Genomic DNA, 21,776 nt, shown 5'->3' with positions numbered 1-21,776 from the left:
TTAATATAATTATTCAAATATTTAACATAATTATATATAAATTGCTTCTCTAATTTTAAAATCTTTCAATTTAGTATCAGTATGGGATGTGTGTGATTGAACTAATAAAAATTTGCTTTTTGGAGCATTTGTATTGTTCCCATATAAGGATGAAGAGGGATACAAAAATCATGATTTTTATAGGAGCATAGGAGAAGTAAATATAGGTGGTTTTCCTGTGCTTCCATCAACTACAAGGCTTATGGAAGAGGTCTTAGATAAGTTAATAAATGAATCCTCATAAAATGCAACCACTTTTGTATAGCTGTTTCTTTTTCAGTAAAAGCTATCGCTCTATTATTAGATTTGGGTGTAGCATTTATTGAAATGGACATGTAAAGTTTAGATAGTGCTGTTGAACCCACAGTTTTATTTTCAACGTTAGCATAAGACGTAAAAGGTAATATAGATATAGCTGTATGTAAATATGAAGATGCCTCCATATAGTGAGATATTTTATCTTCCTCATCAACTTTACTGTAATCAATTCCAAAGCAACCTGTAAGTTGATAAATGCAATGTGTAAAATTGTGTCGACATAAATGAAAGATACGAATTAAAACACAGTAAAATTCACTTCTGAAATAATACGATATTCTGGTTCCTTGACTTTATTTTCTCTCTACAATTTCACCATTATTTTTCAAAATACTCTTCCCTGGAATATAACCTCTTACAGAACTTAATGGATAAACAATACTATCTTTTCCTATTACTGTTCCTGGGTTTAAAACCGAATTACATCCTACTTCCGATAAATCGCCTACAATAGCACCAAATTTCCTTAAACCAGTTTCAATAATATCTGTACCATATTTTAATTTTACTAATGTTCCATCGGATTTTAAATTGGAGGTTATTGCACCTGCCCCCAAATGGGCTTTATACCCTAATATTGAATCACCAACATAATTGTAATGGGGAACCTGCACTTTATTAAAGAGGATTGAATTTTTAATTTCAGTGGAGTTTCCAACTACAACATCATTACCAATGATAACATTGTCTCTAATATAAGCGGAATGCCTGATTTCGCAATTATAACCGATAATCGCTGGACCGTTTATAAGAACACTTTTTTCGATAGTAGTTCCTTTGCCAACCCATACAAATTCCTCTATTCTTTCAAAATCAGTTGGCAGATTTTTTGCGTATTCAAAAATAAAATTCTTAATTTTTGTAAGAGCTTCCCAAGGGTACTTAACCCCTTTAAATATGGCTTTTGCATCTAATTCTTCAATGTTTAATAGTTCATTTACAGAAATTTTCACAGTAATCCTCCTCTAATTTATTTCATCATATATTACAATTTCGTCATAAAATATATATTCAATCATACCATATTTACTATAAATAAAATCTATTTATAAATCTTTAAAATGGCTAATAGAATCAAAGTTAATGTAGCTCAATTATGTATTCACTAATGGTATTGTTCCTTCAAGCTGTGTTTGGAATATCATATTTTATTTTTGGAAAACTCTTTGGAATAACAGGTTCATTTCCAATAAGTAAAATGCTTGAATTATTAATTCTTGGATGGGTTGGAATCCTTCCACTTATTGCAATACAGATTCATCTTTCATTAAAATATGAGGATTTTACAAAGTCTATAATGATAGCATCAATATGCACACTAGGTGGATTCTTTATAGGAGCTATAAGCGGCATAAGATATTTATGGCCATGGGCTCTTCAAAAAATTCCAATGGATCTTTCAGGTGGAGGCATAGAAGGGGTAATTCCTAAAGCTATTTACATTCTTTACTGCTTAATTTTTGCAGGCGTAATAGTAACAATTGGAATTAAAAAGTTTGAAAACATGGAAATTAAATAAGATTATTACAATCCCTGATTTTAGATGAAAAATCATTAATTAAGCATATAATTCTTAAAATAATCACTTATATAGTGTTTTTTTAAGTATTCATATAAATATTAAATTAAATTAACATTTCTCTGAATCACACCAACAGAAAATAAAAATGCATTGCTACCTTTTGGGTTGGTATACAATATACGAAAATCACGTAATAATTTACGAATAAATCTATCTTTCCGATAACAATTCTAACGCTTCATTAGCCATCGTCAAAATATTATGCTGAACGTCATATGCATTTTTCAAATCTTCTTTATTATACCATTTAAGTAAATTAGATTCACCATCTCCTGGTATTGTATCAAAAGATTTTGCAGTTGCATAATAAACAAAGTCTATATGATAATGTTCTGGATTTATTTCACCGAAAATTGTGTGCATGGGATTTATTAACAATTTTTCTCCTGCCAATTCGCATGAATTCTTAAGTTGGTTATTTATTGGATTGTATAGATTTATTTTTAAACCTGATTCTTCTTGTGCTTCACGAATACATGCCTCTTCTGGCAATTCATTCAATTCGATATGTCCACCTAAAGGAAGTATTTTTTTAGCCTTTTTATGTAAATGTAATAATACTTTATCCTTATATACTATAAAGATGGAAACCGTAAAATGCCTATCCATCCCCTATCACTCCTCCCAAATTTTATATTGAATATTTCATCATAATTTACTGCTACGACTTAATCACTAGAAAAATCATACCATTAAACACCATTTTTACAAACTATAGTTTGATGCAATAGTAAATGAAAATGAATTATTTGGAATTTGGAATCCTTCTTTATTAAAATATGAAAGGGAATAGGATTTCTGTGGTAATGGGGTAGCATGAACAAAAATGATATTTCGTACGTTAAGAAAATTAAAAACCCATAAATGTAAAAATTTAACTCGTTAAGCAACTGTAATAATAGTATAATTAAATAAATGTTTTGTGTCGCAACAGTAGATTTATACGAATGAAGACCATTTTTATTGAATGATTTGAAGTGGGAGGTTATGGAAGTGAAAATAATATTTTTGCTTACTAAAAATATTAGTGTAAAAGAAAATAAAGAAATAGCAGAAATAAATAATATATGTTTTCAAGATGTTCCTGATGAAGATTGCAAATTAGATTTTGTTGATGTTAGTCTTGGAAAATTTATTATGTATGATAATGATACAGCGATTGGCAGTTGCGGGATACATAAAAGGAAATCCGAATATGATGGTGAAGAGTATATTTTAGGTGGCTTTGGAGAAGTGGCAATATTGCCTCAATACAGGGGAAATGGATATGGAAAAGTGTTAACAGAAAAAGCTATTAAAAACCTATATGAAATAAATTGTGATGTTGCATGTTTATGTGTTGACAGAAAACACAATGCCTATAAATTATATCAGGTATTAGGATATACATTTCTTCAGAGGGATGCATATTTTATTGATGCTCTTGGTAAAGAAAAAACAAATGATTCTGTTATGGTATTAGGAATAAAAAATAAGGAACTAGCAGATAAAATTTTGAATACCAACCATAAATTTAATTACGGCAAAGATAAAGGTTATTGGTGAAATATACATATATAGGTTCCTTTTTATCTATCTTACTCAAAATTCATAAATTACGTCATAACAGACACAAAATAGTAGTCTCATTCTTGATTTATATTTCATCAAAATGGCAAATACTGTCTTGTGGCTGCTTTTTACACGAATCGTTGCCGTACCCCTAAAAAACGTAAAGGTACTATAGTGAATTTACATAAAAAATATTTTGATAAACCGTTTTTCGTTATTAATAGCAGAAGAAAATGAAAAAGTTGTTAAATCAATGAAGAGATGATAAAGCTAAATACATCAATTCATTATCATTTAAAAATTACTAGTATTTTAAATAAGTAAAGGAGATATAATCATGATAAAATTATCTAAAATAAAAGTAATAACAACAATTATTGCTATTGTTATTGTTGTTATTACAGCAACCATCTTATATCCATCAGGCAAAGAGTTTAATAAAACATTCAATAATTCATTTGTAACTAACAATGCTAAAACTCTGTCAAAAAATTATACTATAAAAATAAATGCTAAAATATATAAACGGTATTCACTTACCCACTTTCATAACGATACAATATTAGCGGGCACTATAACTATAGATAATAAAAAATACATTTTACATGGGAGTAACCTTGGAAAATTTACAAATAATGTTTTATTCGGAAGGGTAGAAGAAAAATCAACAGATAGTTCATCAAAATATACTCTTTTTATGTTTGATGACTTAAATTCAATATATTTATCTAGCATTGATGATAAACAATATATAGCTGCTCCAGCAAAAACAATAAATGACTTTAATATTTTAAGTAATAAAAAATAGTGAGAAGTACTTGCCTATTCCACATTTTTTAGTTTGTTCGCCTACTTATTTTTTTATTTTATAAAGAGAAAAATTCTGCATTCAAAAGTAATAGCCAAAGTTCGTTTTAGTAGAATAAACCGGCCTAATTTCGGTATTGAATCGTATGAATAAATAAAATTAAGGGGGGGGTGTTATTTTGAAAAAGAGGTATACACTTCTTGTAATTAGTGCTTGGTTAATTTTATTATTCACTGCATGTGCAAAACAAGAAATTAAACAAACGGTAACACCATTTGAGAATATTCCAATAGCTTCAGCTAAAAGTATTGAATTTTCCAATTACACTCTAAGAAGTGAAAATAAAGAATTAGGTAGGATAAAAACAGTCACAAAAAAACAAGACATGGAAGATATAGTGAAGTATATTAAGACGCTAAGTTGTACAGAAAGTACTGGGGAAATAAAAAACGCTGAATACGAGATTAATTTAAGAAATGGCAAAGATGGCATAGCTGGCGATATATATACAATTATATTATCTGAAAATCGGATTTGTGTGTATGTTATTGGTACAGACACAGACCACCCTGCTATATCTATATACAATTATAAAGACCCAAAACTTATTAATGAATTGGAGAGAATATACAAGGAGATAAATTATAAAGAAGTACTTATGATGGGAAAATAACTTGGAGCTAAATAAAGTGTGAATTAAGAAAAATAATTGTTGCTACAAATAATTAATTCGGAATGTTCTTAAAAGGCGTACTAACTATATGATACGCCTTTTTAACTTTTCCATTGGTTATAGTATGTTTGAACTGCCCGTATTAGTTAGCTTTAAGCTGTTTTTTAATTCCTGTTGGTGTGATTCAGAGAAATGCTGGCGAGACCCCATTTTTCTCGTAATAACTTGATACTATTTCTGTTGTTTGAACTAACCATTCCGAGCTTGGGAAATGCTCAATGCAGCATTTTAGGAATCTTTGCCTATTCCCTTGTTTTAAAATTTCAGTAAAACATAAATTATAGATCTGAACATTTTATCGCTCAACACCTCACAGCCACAATCAAGCGTTCATTTTCCCATGCTGAGATTACAAGAATGGAATTAATAAACGGAATATTATAATCCTTGAAGCCAATTTTCACAAAGTTTTGGCCAGATTGCTACCGTAGGTTCATCCTCACCTAATCCTAAACCATGGGGACCTTTGGAGAATATATGTAAATCAAATGGTAGATTTAGCTCATTTAGAGCTTGAGCAAAAAGTAAGTTTTGGCGCTGAAAATTCCAGTGATCGGTCGCTGTAATCCATAGAAAAGTCGGTGGTGTTTTCGCTGTAACATGTTTATGGTTTGAAGTAAAGTCTATAAATTCATCCACTGTAATATCTTTTGTTAATAGAGAATCTGGCGGCAATTTTTCCTTAGAAAAGGGAGATGTCTCAGCATAACATAAAATGATCGCATTAAGTTTAGAACTCGTTTGATCAATCGGATCGTTAAAATCTGGTTCTCCCAAAAGCATCGACATAATTTGCGCATTTCGACTATCCGGTTCTATAATTCCATTATCAAAACGAGTTCCTACAAAAGCGGTGAGATAACCGCCAGCTGAAAATCCTATCATGCCGATCCGTTCCGGATCAATATTAAATTCTAGGGCATGATACCGAATATACCTTTTATTATTATATCTTCATCAAGGTCATTTTTGATTCTTAGCCCATGTAACAGGAAATTTGATACTGCTTTTCCTCCATCTTGAGTTGCTGCATTATAATCCTCCAATTCTATATATAAAATAAATTATTTTTTGCTGACATTTATACTCCACTTATTGCTTCACAACTTTCTTAAGCGTCTATTTAAATGATATCACTGGATACATCAATGTATCAACCTACAACATTTTTCAGAAACAAAAATGCGCCATCCAGATTTTGTTTTATGGCGCATTTTACTATTTATTTTCTTTTTTTATTTTCAAAACAATTTTCTGTATACTTTTTGAAGATAAATAATACATTTCCGAAAGAATTTTTACAGAAACACCCTCTTCGTAAAACTTTCGGATACCATGCATATCAAAATGGATCATCATTAGAATTACTTATGGATATATTTAATCATTCTTCAAAAACACAGACTTTAAGATATATTGGCATTACTGAGGACCAAAAAATAGCAATGAATCTATGTGAAAAATATGATAAAATAGGAATAGTTAAATATTGTAGAGATACTTTAGTGAGTAAGTTAAAAAGGAGTGATGTTTAAATGAATATAATTATGAGGTGTTTTTGGGACTAAAGTGGAGGAATAAGAATGTATTATTCATCTATTCCTCCTATCAAATGCTCAGTTTTCTAAAACTGTGTCACAGTATTATTTTACTATGAAATAATGATAATTTATACTAGGAGGATTAAAAGATAATGAAAAAGACAGTATTACTATTTTTATTAAGCAATTACGCTGATTGGGAAGCCGGTTATGTAGCTGCCGAATTGAATTGTGACGATGATAGCAATCCTTACTGCATTAAAACCATCAGCTTATCCAAGGCACCAGTGCACTCAATCGGAGGGATTACGGTATTACCGGATTATTCTCTAGATACAGTACCTGAAGATTATGAAGCACTAATACTCATTGGGGGTACAGGCTGGCGGGCATCTGAGTCCAATAAAATTGTACCTTTGGTCAAAGCAACATTACAAAAAGGCAAGCCTATTGCAGGGATTTGTGACGGGTCTGTTTTTCTGGCAAAGCATGGGTTTCTTAATGGTGTTAAGCATACTTCAAACGATTTAGAGGACTTAGAAAAATACGCTACAAAGGAATATACAAATGCGCAAGGTTATGTAAACGAACCTGCTGTGATGGATGGTAATATTATAACTGCAAATGGATCAGCACCTCTTGAATTTGCCAGACTCATTTTCAGCAAACTGCATCTAGACTCTGAGAAAGTTATAAAGCGGTGGTATGATTTTAATAAGCTAGGCAAAATTGAGTTTGAAAGAGTGCATTCTACCAATTTCTAGTATGTGGCTCACTTTCGTGTATGTTGATTGTATCTGTACATTCCTTAACGTTGTAAATCCGCATAATGTTGGCGGTACCCCACTTTAACTAACTTGTTTTGAATTGTAAATAACTGGCTTAACGTTGTGAATTTACGCTTTGCGAGCACTACCCCTTTATTGCATAGGCTTCAACAATTAATGATACTAAAAATGAGTAATTACAGCAGCTAAGGAGTTTCCGTGAACGCTCTAAATTTCAAAGGGGGAATTAGGTTATGTGTAGTAATACAAACCTAGCTGATCAGAATATAAACCTTGATTGGCTTAAAGATATAGCAATACACTATGATTTTACTATATTGGAGGAAAAATCAGACAGCTTTTCTAAAAATGAAGGATGTTCTATAAAATGCAAAAAAGGATCTCTGGTTCTAAAACTTGAATATAAGAAAGCTTTTAATAAGCAAATGGCATATTTTGCTGATATGTATGATGAAGAAAATAAGAAAGATATAGAAATGCCATACTATACTGAAATGAATGGTAATATAAGGCAACAAAAATACAGACTTTATAGCAGTTATTTAAAAAAGGATGTAGGTAGGATGATAGCAGAGTCTGCCAACCATAATTCGGATTCAAGTTTTCGAATAACTATTGATAAATGGGACTATAAAAGAGGCTATGGCTTTGCATCAACAAACGCAATACCAAAGATATTTATACATATTACTCAACTTCCATCTACTATAAATGATAAAAACGACTTAATTTATAGAGATTTTTTAGTCAAAGGCCTGATACGAACAGACAAAGGTTTCAAGATAGAGGAAATTATTAAAGAAATTGATTATAATGATTCTGCTGCAGGATTGGATCCCAAATCAAAAGACATTAAGTTAGATTTAAATACTATAACTGCTAAAGGAGTGGTCATTCTACCAGAAGAAATATCACCATATTCACTTATAGACCCAGAACAGTATAAGATTGATTCGATTTATAAAAAAAGTGATGATTCTTATCAAATCAACATATCATGCGAGGTTGACAAAAGGTACAGTTTTAGTGTAACTATTATACCGCCTGGTGAGATTGCAGAAATGACGAAAAGGTCTAAAGGGTTTGGGGCTATCTCTTCTTTCAATGAATTTAGAACATCATCTCTTCCTTATTCTATTATGAATAACAATATGAGCTTGGTAGATAAAACAGATTTTTATAATCTATGGCAAGCATTACTGTATTACAAAGATATAATCGAACAAAGTGATTCCAAAGGTGCAATTCATGTACAACAAAACTTTGGGTTTTAATGATTATTATTCTGTTATACGTACAATTTATAATTTGGGCATTTTTGCCTATACTCACGAAAAGGTGGAATAGGCAAATCATTAATTCGATATTCTCTGAAACATAGCCATTCCAAAACTAAGTGCCTATATTTATATTTCAAAACATGTACTATTCATTTGACATGTGTCAGGGGTAGCGTACGCAAAATGATATTTCGTACGTTACCACAATATGAGTAAAGAACGTTTTAATGGACATAATTTCAAATAAATATTATTTGGGATCTGAATTTGCATGGTGGGAATAGATATCTTAAAAATATTAAATTTGATTTTGGGAGCAAGTATTATACTATTGTGCTTAATTATATTTGCTATAGTATCGGTATTGATACATTATTCATTGACTTATTATGGTGAACATAAAAAAATAGAGTTAGAGGTTTTAGGGAAAAAAGATCTATAAAAGCTTACCGAATAAAAAGTATTTTGTTCGGTGAGCTTTTGTTTTGGTAATAATGATTAAATTTAACTATTAGTACCGTATATAATCAGGCATTTTACCTTTATAATATTTCATAAGAAACGTCAGATTTGATACTAGAAGGTGGGTGGACTAGCTTGTGGCCAAGAAAATGGACTAGCTGTTGAAGTGTAACAGTCAAGGATGGCTTGTCAATTTACTTGAGCTGGAAACTTGTCCTTTCCTTGAGGACCTAAGAGTTCTACCCTAGCAAATACCACTTGTGGTAAAAAACTTAGAACCATATAAAATAAAGCTCGCGTTTTCATTAAAATAGCTAATTTGAGTTTAAAACGTTAGTCCAAAACTTTTGCAAAGCTATTTTATGAGAAAACCGGTAGCTGTTTTAGGAAACGTCTAAATTTAAGATAACTAATACATTATCTTTATTTCACAAGAAAGATAAAACGGTCATATTATCAAAAGTCAGTATGATAGTTATAGGAATAAAGTAATTATAGTTTTTTTATTAAGAATTAAATCTAAATTCATTTCAATCTATAATTAGAATTATGATAACTACAAAATGTATTGAGTATTTTTGTTTTTTTATATGAAATCTATATTATTAATAGTATGATTATGTAAATATATTTTTTTATGTTTGTTAAATATACGAGATGAATCAATCAATCCAAAAATCTTATTTATATAGGATACTTAATCCTAGAACTTGCATTTACATCATTGTCAGACTGGAGTTTATTTTGTTTGGTTATTCCGTTAGGCTATCTATTTTTCGCTTTGATTGGAACATTTATTGCGGACTTTATTCTTAAACACAGAAAAAAGGCTTGTTAAATAACCTTTTTTAGCTACGTAATCGTAAAAATATTTTGAATTAGTAGGGGGAAGGATTATGAAGTCAATGATATGTAAAAACCCAGTAATATCGGTAGTTGTTATAAATATAATTACTTTCATTATGTGTATGTATGCAATAAGCGAAAGGGCATATGCATTTACAATATTAATAATGGTCGTAGCCATTGTAAATAGACGAATTATTGAGAAGGGACAAAATATTGATAAACAAAAGAAAACTACAATGTTTATTAGTTTCTTTTTAATAGTGATTATTCAATTTGCTTATGCTATGTATAAGATATACGCAAATCATTAATGCGTTATAATATACAATATTCTTTTATGTCGACATAAGTACCTCCCAGATCATCAGATGTGAGGGGGTAGTATATAATGTGTTAATATCAACAAATGACGTGAAATTGTTTATATCCAATTTAAAGTAATTCTAGTATAATTATCTAGATATATTCATTTAAAATAAGGAGATGATGCTATGACAACAACGGCAACCATTTTATTAACTTTATTTAATTTTTTTGCTATAATCGTTTTTATAAGTCTAATTTCAAGTAAATTTAGTAATTATGTAATTAATAATTTTAATATTACAAATAGTACTATGGAGAATATTAAACAAATATTAATCAAATTTAACCTTGTAGTTGTATGTTTAAGTGTTCTCTTTTCACAGATGGTAATTTCTAAAGAATTCCCTATAATAAAGTTTATTGTAATGGGTATAATTCTTGTTGTAGATGGCATATGTGTAATCTGTTTATCTGCTTATTCAAAAGTACAAAAGAAATTAAATAATTAAGTTACATAGCCAGAGTTCGTTTTATATCCGATACGCGAACTCTAGCTATATGACTAGTTTCCATGACCTCTATATAAAATAGTTTGTTTCAAAATAGGCAAATAATGCGTCACAACTTTTATTGAATATTATCAAAACATCATCGCAATATAAGTAGCTTAAACTTATGTTAATACACAAGTTTAAGCTACTTTAGGTAATTCACTTAGTGTAATGTATGTGTTGCGGATTAGGAATATATGTCGTCACTAGTCTCTCCCTATCTAATGATATGGTGAGACTATGTTTAGTGTGTATTGATATTCTGAATGTAACACAATTGAGTTACATTCACTTTGAGACCATTACTCATTTTTAAAGAATTGTAAATATACTCAATTTATAGTAATTATGTTATAGTTAAATATATAATTTATGACGAACTTGTAAAAAAGTGCGGTGTTATTTACTATTTTGAGAGGAGAACAGAAAATGATAGATATAAAAACAAAAAGATTAGAAATAAAAAAATTTGTTATTAATAATTGGATGGATTTACAGGAAATATTTGTTGATTTTGGGTCATCAGAATATGCAATATATGACTTTCAGATGCCTACCTCGGACAGCCGAGTAAAAGAAAGAACTGATTGGTATATAAAAAATAATTTTTTTGCAGTTTACGAATTGAATAATAATAAAGTAATAGGATATGTTTGTTTCAATGGTGAAAATTACAAGGAGTTAGACTTAGGGTATTGCTTTAACTCTCTATATCAAGGTAAAGGTTATGCAACTGAGGCTTGCATTGCTATAATCAATTATGCGTTTAACACTTTACAAGTAGAAAGATTAACGGGTAGTACTGCAAATTTGAATTATCCGTCTTGTAGGGTGTTAAATAGGTTAGGTTTTTCTAAAACAGGTGAATGTATTAATTCATTTAGAAAAACCACTGAAGGAAATCCTATTGAATTTGCTGGCTCATTATTCTTATTAAAAAAAGATGAATGGATGAAAAAGGATTATTCTCACATTAAATGAACTTAATCGATGATTTCAGTTAGTGTATATTTTCCTTCTATTTCGTCACAAGTAACTCCATATCATTAGATATGGGGGTACTTGCTTTAAGTGTATATTAATATTCCGAAAGTAACATAAATGTAATTGAGTTACATTTGCATTGGGGCTATTGCCTATTACTTAAAAATTTCAGTTTCAATGTAACATATCGTGTTGAATTGTTACATTGAATGTATTTTAAATAAGATAAATCTACACCAATGAGGTGATTACAAAAGTTATCTGACTGGGTACTATATTGTTCAAACTATGATTTAATACAATACAATTTACTTATGGATCAACAGTTTTTTTTGCTTCAATAGTACCGTATTTACTAGAAAATATCACTATGGAGCATGGAGGAGCAGTCATAAAAAATAAATCCAAGGAAGCTTTGGATAATCTTCCTCAAAGAACCTCCATTCCGTTCATTCTTCTCTTCATTGCAATTCTTTCAGTAAACTAGTCCAAAGCAAAAAAAATAATTGCCACTTCTCCCAGGGGTAATTATTTCTACAGTTATTATGATTAAATATATTACATTCATGATCCTGGATATATCATATAAATAGATATATTCAAGGCTGCAATTACTTAGTTGAATTTAACTAAATGCTTAACAACCCATATATAGCTTAAAACAAACTTGAATTTTTTTGTATCTTTGTATTAGTATGTTTTACAATAGTTTTAAATAATTAATAAATTAGTACTTTATTTATATAGCCAGTATAGTGAATTTTGATAGTACAACCTTGTTTTCTTTCCCTGAAAATAAAGATAGTGTAGCAGCTATCTTAAATTTAGAGGTTACCTGCAGCAGCTAACGGTTTTCTCATAAAATAGGTTCGCATAAATTTTAATTAATAAATAAATTTTAAATTCGCTATTTTAATGAAAACGCGAGCTTTATTATGTATGGTTCTAAGGCTTTTACCACAAGTGGTAATTGATAAGTTAATGCTCAGGTGTCCTTTTTAATGTATTAAAATTATTTTTTAAAGCATTCCATTCCAAGTTCCAGATCACTTTTTCCAATTACCTTTTCTATAGTTCCATTTTTAAGTTCAGCTGCTAGAGCTAAAATATTAGTTATAACTTTACTAAGCTCTTTGAGCTGCACTTGAGATTTAGAAAGGTTCGTTTCAAGTGTAGTTGTTAAGGTTTCTTCCTCATGCCATTTGGATATTTGATTCTCATATAAACATATGAAATCTAATTGCTTCGAAAATACCTTAATAACTCTTTCTACTATTTCATCATTCAAAACATATGGTTTAGATTGCGCCTTCAAAAGATTTTTATATTGATCTTTAGCTTCTTCTAGTTGACCAAATATCATTGTAGACATCATAGGTAGCATAGTGATAGGGTGCCAATTTTGTTGCTGTTTCTCCATGAATTTAGTCCTTTCAAGTGATGTGTTTTTTATAAGATAGTACCACAAAAATGATATATTCGAAATTTTAATCGCTTAATAATCTATATAAATCAATGTTTTATTTAATATATAAAGGTAATGATTTATGGAAAATTGTGTATTAAGTTATGACGCAGTATAAGAAACATGCGTCTTAACTTACCTGCTTAACTTTATAATAACGTAAAATGTTTATGAACATCTTTGTGTAATAATAAAGATAAATCATTGCAACCCCTATTATTATATATTCATATGGAAATTTAGATTTCTCCACGGTATGATCAATATCAAGCTTAAACGCATACGTACTTGCTTTTCTCAAATGCCAAGGTGAGGAAACAATAACAGCGGTGTTGAATTCTCTGCTTTGCATAATTTCTCTTGAATTTACCAAATTTCCATATGTATTTTTTGAAAGTTTTTCACGAATTATACTGTAATCAGGAATCCCTAATTCTATTAAGGCTTTTGCCATAACATCAGCCTCAATATGGTCATTACCAACGGCTGCACCATAACATATTATAGTCTTGGCAATTCCATCGTGATATAACCGTGAGGCTTTATTTATTCTCTCTTTTAAGATTGGTGATACATTTCCATTTTTTTTTGCATGGTAGCCAAGTACGATAATCACATCACTTTTTTGTCCATTATTATAGACCGCTTTCTTAAAGTTATAACATATTACAATATATAAAATCATAAAATACAATAATATTAGGCATAAAATATATAATAGTATCATTTAACATAATTCCTCTCACATGTGTTCATTATTACTCTTAGTTAACAACACAATAATCTATTTTTAACTTCTTTTACCATTAAATTTATATGGGACTCGCCAACATAATCCGACTAAACCCACACTAAGGATATAAATGGAAATAAAGCAGGAGTAAAATACTCTTGTTGATGAACAATATTTTACTATTGTTCAAGTATCATCTATTTAAGAGTGATGAAGAATTTAAGAAAAAAGCGATACAACTAATACTTAAGGCTTACCAATACTCCACCTTCCCCCAGGGGTAACAAATTATCCTTTATCTTTTATATGCCAAAACATATTTTTACTTTTTATATTAGCAACCAACAACTTGAAACTATAGCAGATGAATCATAAACAGTACCTCTTCTATCTTGACGAAATGTGTCACTCATATCCGCTTCATCATCTACATCATAATACATAGGCACGAAAAAATTCATAAAAAAATAAAAAAGGGAAATAATAATAATAATTAGCATGGTAGAAATGTTATAATTGTTACTTTTTATTACATTTATAACATCCGATTTTATACATAAAACTGGAGGAGAGAGTTTATGATTATAATAATTAAAAACGGTGAGGTTTATGCACCTGAATACATAGGGAAAATGGATGTAGTTATTGCTGGAGGTAAAATTGAAGCTATTGCTAAGAGTGTGTCCGTTCCACAAGATTTTGCGAAGGTAAGAGTAATTGATGCAGAAGGTAAACTAGTATTTCCAGGTTTTATAGATGCCCATGTGCATATTACAGGAGGTGGAGGTGAAGGCGGTTTTAAGACTAGAACTCCTGAAATTCAACTTTCTGATATTATAGCTGGTGGAATTACAACCGTGGTGGGTTGCTTAGGCACTGATGGGGTATGTAGAGATATGAAAGGACTTCTTGCTAAGGCAAGAGCATTAGACGAGGAAGGCATTAGCACCTATATTTACTCAGGATCCTATCAAATACCTGTAAATACAATTACAAATAGTTGTAGATCTGACATTATGCTTATAGATAAGATTATTGGAGTAGGGGAGATAGCTATTTCAGACCACAGGTCATCACAACCGACTTATGAGGATTTTATAAAGGTAGTAGCAGAGGCTAGAGTAGGTGGGCTGCTCTCAGGTAAAGCCGGAATTGTGAATGTACATCTTGGGTATGGAGAACGAAGGTTACAATATTTAGTAAAAATGGTCAAGGAAACTGAAATACCAATTAAACAGGTTATACCAACTCATATTAATAGAAATATTAATTTGTTTGATGCAGGAATAGAATTTGCCAAACTGGGTGGAATTATTGATATGACTACTAGCTCTGATCCAGACCATCTTGAGGAAGATGAAGTTAAGGCAAGCAGAGGTCTTAAGATGGCATTAGAAAGAGGAATACCAGTAGAACAAATTCAGTTTACTTCTGATGGACAAGGGAGTATGCCTATTTTTAATAAAAAGAGAGAACTTATAGGACTCGGAATTGGATCTACTAAGTCTTTGTATATAGAGGTTAGAGATGCAGTTCTAAAGGACGGTGTAGACCTTGAAGTTGCACTAAAAGTGATTACTTCAAATGTAGCAACTAATTTAAAACTATATAATAAAGGATTTGTGCAGGAAGGTAGGGATGCTGACCTTGTATTAGTTAATAAAAATGACTTAAATATAGAAACTGTATTTGCTAAAGGGGTAGAAGTGGTGTCTAAGGGACAGGTATTAGTTAAAGGAACATTTGAAAAATAGATTAAAGCAGTATAAATAATAGCGTTAAAATATAAATATTATATAGAATGGATGGTTAATATTCCATCAGGGAGGAAAATTATATGAAAATGCTTAGTTTTATGGTTTTTAAGGGAAGGAATATATATTCTCATAAGAAGTGTATAAGGCTTAACTTAGACTTAGAAGGATACAGTGAAATTCCTAGCAAAGAGATTTATAACTTTAATGATAAGTTGGTCTGTATGTTACCAGAACTTAATAAGCATAGATGCGCTATAGATGAAGATAGAGGGTTTATAAAGAGACTTACAGAGGGAACATATTTGGCACATATAACTGAGCATATAATACTAGCACTTCATAATATGATTGGTCTGGATGTAAGTTATGGAAAAGCCAGGGAGATATCTGGAGATAATTATTATGTTATTTATCAATATGAGTATAAAAATACTGGTATAGAGGCTGCCAATATAGCTGTGGATTTTGTTAATTCATTAATAAATAATGAAGTATTCGATTTAGGTGTAAGATTAAATAGGTTAAAGGAAATATTAATGGGCGAGCAATTAGGAATAAGTACTTCTTGCATTTGCACGGAAGCAAAAAAAAGGGGAATTCCTATATTAAAGATAGGGGAAGAAAGCATGTTCCAACTAGGTTATGGGAAGTATTCTAAGATTATACAAGCAACTATGGGAAGTGATACAAGTGTTATAGCTGTTAATATTGCACAAGATAAATTGTTAACGAAACAGGTGTTAAGTATGAACTGCTTACCTGTACCATATGGCATGAAGGTAGTAAATATGATGCAAACCATCTCATGTGCAAATGAGATTGGGTACCCTGTAGTACTTAAGCCACAGTTTGGAAACCAAGGTAAAGGGGTTATTTCTAATATAAAAAATGAGAAACAGTTAGTAGAATCATATGAACTTTTAGCGAAAAAATACGTCGACATAATAATAGAAAAGTATATAAATGGAAGGGATTATAGAGTTTGTTGCGTTTATGGAGATATAGTGGCTGTTTCAGAGCGAATACCACCATATATTATAGGTGATGGTATAAATGCTATTGATAGCCTTATAGAAAATATTAATAAGGATTTAAGGCGTGGTGAAGGTCACGAAAAAGAATTAACTAAAATTAAAATAGATGAAGGACTTATAGAATACCTTAAACAAAAAGGATATACACTAAATTCAGTTCTTCCTGAAAAAGAAAAATTATATTTAAAAGATAATGCAAATTTATCAACGGGTGGGTTTGCAATAGATTGCACAGATTTAATTAGTGACGAGAATATAGAAATATGTAAAAGGGTTGCAAGTGCTATAGGGCTTGATATTTGCGGAATAGATGTGAGGTGCGAAGATATTGGCAAATCTCTAAATGAGGGTGGAGTAATTATTGAAATAAATGCTGCACCTGGCATTAGAATGCACCATAATCCGTATTTTGGTAAATCACGCAATGTAGCAGGTCATATAATTGATAAATTGTTTAAGGATATACCAAGAAAAATTCCATTAATATCGGTAACAGGTACAAATGGGAAAACAACTACCACAAGACTAATTTCACATATATTATCAAATGCAGGATATACTGTTGGAATGACGACAACTAGTGGAATATATATTGATGGAAAATGTATACGTAAGGGAGATACCACAGGACCTAAAAGTGCTTTGACTGTACTTATGAATAAAAATATAGATGCAGCAGTCCTTGAAACTGCAAGGGGAGGAATGATAAGAGAAGGGCTAGCATATGACCTTGCAGATGTTGCTGTTATTACAAATATAACTGAAGATCACCTTGGATTATATGAAGTAGAAACAATTGAGGATTTGGCAAAAGTTAAAGCTTTGGTTGGTGAAGCAGTTAAAAAAGATGGGTATGTTGTTATTAATGGGGATGACAAAATGAGTATAAGTATATTACCAAGGTTTAAGAGTAATCTTATAATCTTTTCTAATAATAAAGATAATAAGATTATGAGAACGAACATTAAAAATGGTGGCTATGGAATTTATGTAGATGAGGGTTACTTAATAATACAAAATAGCACTAATTATGAGAAGCTAATCGACATAGAAAGTATAGGCATAACATTCAAAGGCATTCTAAAATACAATATTCAGAATGCTATGGCCGCATGTGCTGCTGCAGTAGGCATTGGGATAGGGTATGATATTATTAAACAGGGATTAAAGACATTCTATTGTAATTTCGATCAAAATCCAGGTCGATTTAATATGTATTTAATAGATAATGTAAAGGTAATATTAGATTACGGGCACAACATTGATGGCTATAAATGCGTGCTTGATGGACTTAAGAATATAAGACACAACAAACTTATAGGAATTATCGGAGTACCAGGAGATAGATCGGACAGTCATATAATGGATGTGGGTAGATGTGCAGGAGAAAATTTTGATTATATTTTTGTAAAGGAAGATGAAGATAGAAGAGGCAGGGATAAAGGTAAAGTAGCAGACCTTTTAGAAAAAGGAGTTCTAAAGTCTAATTTTAACATCATCAATATTAAAAAAGTATTAGACGAAAAGGAAGCTTTTAAAACAGCCTTAGGTATTGCAAGTCCTGGAGATATAGTTATTATATTCTTCGATAAATATGAACCTATAATAGAAATAATAAAAAGTGAAATTTACAAAAAAGAGTGTCAAACTAATAGGTTGTTGGAAAAGTAAAAGCATAAGCCTGTATCCCTTAAAAGCAAAGGAATACAGGCTTATTTTTTATTTAAACTTTTTAATATTGTACTCTGGTGAAACAAAAGAAGTTATTGTATTATGTTTGTTATATAATTATGGTATACTTGGTAAGATATTTTAGATGAGTATGAAATGCTAAAATAGAAAATGTGGATAAATTTGAAAGATATTTTAAATATACTAAAGAATAGAGAGAAAAGGTGATATAAATGAAAGATTATTATGAAATATTAGAAATAACCGCGCTGGCTTCAAAAGAAGATATAAAAAGGGCTTACTTTAAGAGTGTAAGAAAATATCCACCGGATAGATTTGAAGTGGAATTTATGAATATTAGAAAAGCTTACGAAATTTTAAGTAATGAAAAAACTAGAGGACAGTATGATTCAATAAATAATTTAGATTCTGATGTGAAAGAAAATTATAGCTTAGCAAGAACCTATATGGAAGAAGAAGAATTAAACAAAGCAATTAAAATCCTTCAAGGGATGCAGAAAGGAGATCCGAAATCTCTAATAGTAAAAGTATTGCTAGCAGAAGTCTATTTAAAAAATAGTAACAGTGGTAAAGCTTTGACAGTATATGAAGAATTAACTTTGGAGGAACCGGAAAACTCAGCATTTGCAGGATATTTAGCTAATGCTTATTTAAACAGAGGTTGGCATAAAAAGGCTATTTTAGCCTACAATAAGGCAATAGAACTTGATAGTGACAATATTTCCTTGTGGCTTGGCTTAAGTGAAGCTTATGTAGAAAGTAATGAATATTTGAATGCTAGAGATGTTTTAGAAAAGGCCTTAGAGGTAGTCACTGATATAAAGGATAACACAATAATATATCTAGAGCTAATAACTATTGATATGAACTTTGAAATGTTTTCTTCAATACATAAACCTATAGATAAGTTGGCAGAGCTTGCAATAAATAATGATGAAATAAAAGATGATATAACCGCTACATTATCTGACCTAGCATCTTATTTAATGCAAATGGAAAGAATGGAAGATGCTAAAAGGATAATAGAGAAGGCAACAAATATTTTACCAGAGGATAAAGAGGTATTACGGATTAAAAAGGAAATTGAAAACTATATGAGATATATTGATGATTTCCGTAAAATGAAAGAAGATAAAAAAATAAAACAAGAGATCGTGGATCTTATTGCTTTCAATGTACTTCCAAATAATGAATTAGGGATGAACGATGAAGAAGAAAAGGAAGCAATGACTCATTTTCAGGAGTATATCATATTAGATAATTATGATAACGACAAAACTGCTATTAAGAAGCTAGAAAAGGATTATCCGGATTTTTATGATTTAAAGGCAGAGTTTTTTAGTAAATTAACTAATAACATTGAAAGAAAAAAGCTCCAAGTGGAGTATAAACAACAGTCGGGTAAATATAAACATATAGCAGACAGATTTTTTGATGAAGATCATAGTGAAGCAAACGAAGATGGCCTAAATTATTATCAGCCACAGGAACCTACAGTACGAGAGGAATCTAAAATTGGTAGAAATGATCTCTGTCCTTGTGGAAGTGGTAAGAAATATAAGAAATGTTGTGGAAAGTAATGACTTTTATAAGAGTATAGATAAAGTAACCAAGGTTTAGTGATAGCAAGGTATAGGAACTATTGAAGTATATATTTTTATATATTTCAGTAGCTTTTTTGTCGTTAAGGCTAAGTTTGTTAAAAGTTGTATATAATATAATTTCTAAAAAAATAAGAATAATTGTTGAAATTTACTTCATGATAAGGTAATATAAGAACTACATAGAATATAATTACAAATTATCAAATATTTTGAAGATGAGTGGGCTTTTATATATAATTTAATCATGCAATATAGGGGGACTATTATGAGAAATGAGGAAGTGAAAGGAACCATTGACGATTTATGTAGAGTTAACGAGGAAAATGATATTTTAACATTTTATAAGCAAGTATTTAAAGATTCTAGGCCTATAATTATAGATTTAATAGGAACTACAGGAGCTGGGAAAACTACTTTCTGCCAGCAATTTGTAGATGAAGCGGGGAAAAAAATATTAGGTAAAACTATTTCGAGTTCAGGAAATAGTGCTATTATTCAGACAGAGATAGTTATACTTGAGGATACAAAGAATAGGTTATTTTTAAAAGCGAGGACTAAAAGTGATATTATTAGTGATTTAATGTTAGTAGCTTTAAATATAGATACAGAATTCAAATTTGATGTTAAAAAAAGTATTACAGACGATGCAAATATGGCAGGAGTGAAAAATAGTAATAATGAGGTAAGTAGGTTTAATATTAAGTTGTTTCAAGGCGTGTACAATCTATTTAGAACAAATGAGTTACTTCAAAAATTTCAGAAAATAGCCAAAGACCTGCAATTAAATTTTAAAAAGGAAAATAACATTAAGAAATATGTAAACGATGACATAACGAATAAGGATCTTACTCTACTTCTCGAGGATATAATATATTCAAAATTAATGATAGAAAATTTTTATGGAGGTCGTCATGAAATTTCTATGGATCATAAGAACATTTTAGAGAAAACGATAATACCCACCAAGACATTTGATAGATATAAAGAAAGTCGGGAAGAGTTTCGTGAAATAGTATCATTTAGATTACTTTTTGAGCAGGCAATATTGGTACTTAGATGTAATGAAAAAGTTAAGAAAAGTTTACCTGAGAAGTTTAAAAAAGGTGTTGTGCTTCGAGAACTACAGAGCCATAAAAAAATAGAAGAAAAAAGAATGCCAACTAATCTTGAAGGGAATTGTAAGGTATTACTTATTCCAGTAGCTACAGGTGGTGGAATAGTTGATGATAGACTAGTAGAAGAACTAAAAAATGTTATAACATCAGAGCCAAAAGAAAGTATAGTAGTAATAACGAAGATTGATAAGGCAAGCTCTTACGTGGAATATACACAAAACGATTACGAGGGGTTCATTGAGGGGTTAAAGGAGCAAATTGTCACATCACATAATAACTTAATTGGAAAAATAAAAGAACCTCAAATGAACGATGCACAGCATGTATGCAAATTTGATGAAAACACAATGGGAAAAAGGCTAGTTGTATCTTTTGATAATGTGTATTTATCTAAAATAACTAAAGATAGACAAGGAAATTATGATGCTGAACTCCATAAGATAATATGCAGAAATAAAACTAACAGAGAAATATCTGTGAATGACATAGAGGATATAGTCATTATAGATGAGTGGCATAGTTTAGTTTCAGGATTTTAAGAGGATAAAATGGAGAATTGCGAAATGTGGATAGATAAAAAACTA

20 protein-coding genes are annotated in these 21,776 nt (G+C 30.2%); 15 read left to right on the top strand and 5 right to left on the bottom strand.

Annotated features, from left to right (window positions below):
- Nucleotides 1–133 precede the first annotated feature (133 nt).
- The gene (locus LL038_RS10155; protein ID WP_216126837.1) at nt 134–283 is read left to right on the top strand and encodes a hypothetical protein; all 150 of its coding nucleotides are present in this window, start codon (nt 134–136) and stop codon (nt 281–283) included.
- Between the two features lie 367 nt (nt 284–650).
- Here the strand turns inward: LL038_RS10155 and LL038_RS10150 are convergent, their stop codons facing one another.
- Nucleotides 651–1,310 (bottom strand): UDP-N-acetylglucosamine pyrophosphorylase, encoded by a 660-nt coding sequence (locus LL038_RS10150; protein WP_216126834.1) that lies wholly within the window; start codon nt 1,308–1,310, stop codon nt 651–653.
- A gap of 143 nt (nt 1,311–1,453) precedes the next feature.
- On the opposite strand from LL038_RS10150, the gene LL038_RS10145 reads away from it, so the two are divergent.
- Nucleotides 1,454–1,876 (top strand): hypothetical protein, encoded by a 423-nt coding sequence (locus LL038_RS10145; RefSeq protein ID WP_268056052.1) that lies wholly within the window; start codon nt 1,454–1,456, stop codon nt 1,874–1,876.
- Between the two features lie 213 nt (nt 1,877–2,089).
- On the opposite strand, the gene LL038_RS10140 is transcribed toward LL038_RS10145, so the two are convergent.
- Nucleotides 2,090–2,548 carry an NUDIX hydrolase gene (locus LL038_RS10140; RefSeq protein WP_216126694.1) on the bottom strand — a complete coding sequence of 153 codons (459 nt, stop codon included), beginning with the start codon at nt 2,546–2,548 and terminating at the stop codon, nt 2,090–2,092.
- 384 nt (nt 2,549–2,932) lie between these two features.
- Here LL038_RS10140 and LL038_RS10135 point away from each other — a divergent pair, with 384 nt between their 5' ends.
- The 3 genes from LL038_RS10135 (at nt 2,933) to LL038_RS10125 (ending at nt 4,971) form a co-directional block, all read left to right on the top strand.
- A complete protein-coding gene (locus LL038_RS10135; protein ID WP_216126830.1) occupies nt 2,933–3,484 on the top strand; it encodes a GNAT family N-acetyltransferase in 552 nt (183 codons plus the stop codon).
- A 343-nt stretch (nt 3,485–3,827) separates the two neighbouring features.
- Entirely contained in the window at nt 3,828–4,298 is a 471-nt protein-coding gene (locus LL038_RS10130; protein ID WP_216126828.1) for a hypothetical protein, read from the top strand.
- 178 nt (nt 4,299–4,476) lie between these two features.
- Entirely contained in the window at nt 4,477–4,971 is a 495-nt protein-coding gene (locus tag LL038_RS10125; protein ID WP_216126826.1) for a hypothetical protein, read from the top strand.
- A gap of 438 nt (nt 4,972–5,409) precedes the next feature.
- On the opposite strand, the gene LL038_RS10120 is transcribed toward LL038_RS10125, so the two are convergent.
- The gene (locus tag LL038_RS10120; protein WP_253200354.1) at nt 5,410–5,916 is read right to left on the bottom strand and encodes an alpha/beta hydrolase; all 507 of its coding nucleotides are present in this window, start codon (nt 5,914–5,916) and stop codon (nt 5,410–5,412) included.
- A gap of 242 nt (nt 5,917–6,158) precedes the next feature.
- Here LL038_RS10120 and LL038_RS10115 point away from each other — a divergent pair, with 242 nt between their 5' ends.
- The 6 genes from LL038_RS10115 to LL038_RS10090 all read left to right on the top strand — a co-directional run bounded on the left by LL038_RS10115 (nt 6,159) and on the right by LL038_RS10090 (nt 11,789).
- Nucleotides 6,159–6,566 carry a hypothetical protein gene (locus LL038_RS10115; protein ID WP_253200353.1) on the top strand — a complete coding sequence of 136 codons (408 nt, stop codon included), beginning with the start codon at nt 6,159–6,161 and terminating at the stop codon, nt 6,564–6,566.
- Between the two features lie 158 nt (nt 6,567–6,724).
- Nucleotides 6,725–7,336, top strand: a complete 612-nt coding sequence (locus LL038_RS10110) for a type 1 glutamine amidotransferase family protein (protein ID WP_216126824.1) — start codon at nt 6,725–6,727, stop codon at nt 7,334–7,336.
- 257 nt (nt 7,337–7,593) lie between these two features.
- The gene (locus tag LL038_RS10105; protein WP_216126816.1) at nt 7,594–8,634 is read left to right on the top strand and encodes a hypothetical protein; all 1,041 of its coding nucleotides are present in this window, start codon (nt 7,594–7,596) and stop codon (nt 8,632–8,634) included.
- A 1,364-nt stretch (nt 8,635–9,998) separates the two neighbouring features.
- A complete protein-coding gene (locus LL038_RS10100) occupies nt 9,999–10,262 on the top strand; it encodes a hypothetical protein (protein ID WP_216126814.1) in 264 nt (87 codons plus the stop codon).
- Nucleotides 10,263–10,442: 180 nt separating this feature from the next.
- Nucleotides 10,443–10,766, top strand: a complete 324-nt coding sequence (locus LL038_RS10095) for a hypothetical protein (RefSeq protein ID WP_216126809.1) — start codon at nt 10,443–10,445, stop codon at nt 10,764–10,766.
- A 471-nt stretch (nt 10,767–11,237) separates the two neighbouring features.
- A complete protein-coding gene (locus LL038_RS10090) occupies nt 11,238–11,789 on the top strand; it encodes a GNAT family N-acetyltransferase (protein WP_216126807.1) in 552 nt (183 codons plus the stop codon).
- 1,015 nt (nt 11,790–12,804) lie between these two features.
- Here the strand turns inward: LL038_RS10090 and LL038_RS10085 are convergent.
- Together LL038_RS10085 and LL038_RS10080 are read right to left on the bottom strand one after the other, a co-directional pair.
- Nucleotides 12,805–13,212, bottom strand: coding sequence for a hypothetical protein (locus LL038_RS10085; protein ID WP_216126805.1), 408 nt, complete (start codon nt 13,210–13,212; stop codon nt 12,805–12,807).
- 175 nt (nt 13,213–13,387) lie between these two features.
- On the bottom strand, nt 13,388–13,984 hold the full coding sequence (locus LL038_RS10080; RefSeq protein ID WP_216126803.1) for a YdcF family protein: 597 nt from the start codon (nt 13,982–13,984) through the stop codon (nt 13,388–13,390).
- A gap of 584 nt (nt 13,985–14,568) precedes the next feature.
- Here LL038_RS10080 and iadA point away from each other — a divergent pair.
- The 4 genes from iadA to LL038_RS10055 all read left to right on the top strand — a co-directional run bounded on the left by iadA (nt 14,569) and on the right by LL038_RS10055 (nt 21,731).
- On the top strand, nt 14,569–15,744 hold the full coding sequence (gene iadA / locus LL038_RS10075; protein WP_216126794.1) for a beta-aspartyl-peptidase: 1,176 nt from the start codon (nt 14,569–14,571) through the stop codon (nt 15,742–15,744).
- Between the two features lie 83 nt (nt 15,745–15,827).
- Nucleotides 15,828–18,452, top strand: a complete 2,625-nt coding sequence (gene cphA / locus LL038_RS10070; RefSeq protein ID WP_216126792.1) for a cyanophycin synthetase — start codon at nt 15,828–15,830, stop codon at nt 18,450–18,452.
- A 233-nt stretch (nt 18,453–18,685) separates the two neighbouring features.
- Nucleotides 18,686–20,053 (top strand): tetratricopeptide repeat protein, encoded by a 1,368-nt coding sequence (locus LL038_RS25560; RefSeq protein WP_216126789.1) that lies wholly within the window; start codon nt 18,686–18,688, stop codon nt 20,051–20,053.
- Between the two features lie 289 nt (nt 20,054–20,342).
- Nucleotides 20,343–21,731, top strand: coding sequence for a hypothetical protein (locus LL038_RS10055; protein WP_216126787.1), 1,389 nt, complete (start codon nt 20,343–20,345; stop codon nt 21,729–21,731).
- The last annotated feature ends 45 nt before the right edge of the window (nt 21,732–21,776 follow it).

It is taken from the genome of Clostridium estertheticum, from assembly GCF_026650985.1.
Taxonomy (GTDB): domain Bacteria; phylum Bacillota; class Clostridia; order Clostridiales; family Clostridiaceae; genus Clostridium_AD; species Clostridium_AD estertheticum_C.
Note: the sequence above shows the minus strand (reverse complement) of the source record. Positions and strands in the feature narration are given on the sequence as shown.

Excerpts from the sequence above, each read along its gene's own strand:
- LL038_RS10145 (WP_268056052.1), top strand. The coding sequence starts at position 1,454 with ATGTATTCACTAATGGTATTGTTCCTTCAAGCTGTGTTTGGAATATCA.
- LL038_RS10140 (WP_216126694.1), bottom strand. The coding sequence starts at position 2,548 with ATGGATAGGCATTTTACGGTTTCCATCTTTATAGTATATAAGGATAAA.
- LL038_RS10130 (WP_216126828.1), top strand. The coding sequence starts at position 3,828 with ATGATAAAATTATCTAAAATAAAAGTAATAACAACAATTATTGCTATT.
- LL038_RS10120 (WP_253200354.1), bottom strand. The coding sequence starts at position 5,916 with ATGATAGGATTTTCAGCTGGCGGTTATCTCACCGCTTTTGTAGGAACT.
- LL038_RS10115 (WP_253200353.1), top strand. The coding sequence starts at position 6,159 with ATGATATCACTGGATACATCAATGTATCAACCTACAACATTTTTCAGA.
- LL038_RS10110 (WP_216126824.1), top strand. The coding sequence starts at position 6,725 with ATGAAAAAGACAGTATTACTATTTTTATTAAGCAATTACGCTGATTGG.
- LL038_RS10105 (WP_216126816.1), top strand. The coding sequence starts at position 7,594 with ATGTGTAGTAATACAAACCTAGCTGATCAGAATATAAACCTTGATTGG.
- LL038_RS10100 (WP_216126814.1), top strand. The coding sequence starts at position 9,999 with ATGAAGTCAATGATATGTAAAAACCCAGTAATATCGGTAGTTGTTATA.
- LL038_RS10095 (WP_216126809.1), top strand. The coding sequence starts at position 10,443 with ATGACAACAACGGCAACCATTTTATTAACTTTATTTAATTTTTTTGCT.
- LL038_RS10090 (WP_216126807.1), top strand. The coding sequence starts at position 11,238 with ATGATAGATATAAAAACAAAAAGATTAGAAATAAAAAAATTTGTTATT.
- LL038_RS10085 (WP_216126805.1), bottom strand. The coding sequence starts at position 13,212 with ATGGAGAAACAGCAACAAAATTGGCACCCTATCACTATGCTACCTATG.
- LL038_RS10080 (WP_216126803.1), bottom strand. The coding sequence starts at position 13,984 with ATGATACTATTATATATTTTATGCCTAATATTATTGTATTTTATGATT.
- iadA (WP_216126794.1), top strand. The coding sequence starts at position 14,569 with ATGATTATAATAATTAAAAACGGTGAGGTTTATGCACCTGAATACATA.
- cphA (WP_216126792.1), top strand. The coding sequence starts at position 15,828 with ATGAAAATGCTTAGTTTTATGGTTTTTAAGGGAAGGAATATATATTCT.
- LL038_RS25560 (WP_216126789.1), top strand. The coding sequence starts at position 18,686 with ATGAAAGATTATTATGAAATATTAGAAATAACCGCGCTGGCTTCAAAA.
- LL038_RS10055 (WP_216126787.1), top strand. The coding sequence starts at position 20,343 with ATGAGAAATGAGGAAGTGAAAGGAACCATTGACGATTTATGTAGAGTT.